Below are 988 nucleotides of genomic sequence, written 5' to 3'. Positions count from 1 at the left end.
CTTGAGGCTTCTACTCCTGTGCTATCTTTAACTGAATTTATAGCAGCTACTAAAGAGCCATTTTGATCACTATCTTGATATTCTATCTTACCTATAGTTACACCATTAATCTTAAAATCATCACTTGTAGCACCAGCTTTTATAGGGCCAACACCTGTAGTTTCAACTAAGAAATTTGCTCTAACACCTGTGATATCAGCTACTCTATTAATCTCTTCAGCTAAAGCACCAAGTCCTGTTCCTACTGAAGTAGAAATCACTACGGGTTGGAATTTAAAATCATCTACCCCATTATAATTTTTGATAGTAAGTTGAGCTATACCACTATCTTTAGCTTGTGAGCCTGTTTCAAATCTAGTTACACCTATTTTAGAGCTTTGAGTTGGGCCTATACTAGCTTTTACGGTTTGATTTGACTGTGCACCGAGTTGGAATTCTTGATTTATAAAGTTTCCGCTTAAAAGTTGTTTACCATTGAATGCTGTAGTATTTGCTATATTATCAAGTTCTTCCATCAAACGATTAATATCAGCTTGAAGCATATTTCTTGTTTTAGTGCTTTGTCCATCTTGTGCTGCTTGAGTAGCTTTTACTTTGATAGTATCTAAGATTTTAAGCTGCTCATCCATAGCCTTATCAGCTGTTTGTAAAATACCTATAGCATCATTACCATTATTTATAGCTTGGCCTAAAGTTGCAGCTTGTGATCTTAAGCTATCTGCTATAGCCATACCTGAAGCATCATCTGCTGCAGAGTTGATTCTAAGACCTGAGCTAAGTCTTGATAAAGACTTATCAAGCTCTCTTGCTGTGATAGTTGAATTTGCATGTGCATTCATTGCACCTATGTTGGTATTTATTCTAAAACCCATTTTAAATCCTTTCAAAATATTGCTTAGAACTTTTAAAGCAATAAATGTTCCAAATTTTTAAGAGTGTTTTTTAAGAGTGTTTTTTAAGAGTGTTTTTTAAGAGTGTTTTTTAAGAG

1 protein-coding gene is annotated in these 988 nt (G+C 34.2%); it reads right to left on the bottom strand.

Features of this window, described 5'->3' with window-relative positions; genetic code table 11:
• On the bottom strand, window positions 1-872 hold an 872-nt coding region (locus L8X97_RS08265), incomplete at its 3' end, for a flagellin hook IN motif-containing protein (protein ID WP_318529836.1).
• Window positions 873-988 lie beyond the last annotated feature (116 nt).

This window comes from Campylobacter sp. CNRCH_2013_0671h (genome assembly GCF_025773055.1).
In the GTDB taxonomy this organism is placed as follows: Bacteria; Campylobacterota; Campylobacteria; order Campylobacterales; family Campylobacteraceae; genus Campylobacter_D; species Campylobacter_D lari_D.
This window is presented reverse-complemented; position numbering and strand designations above follow the sequence as displayed.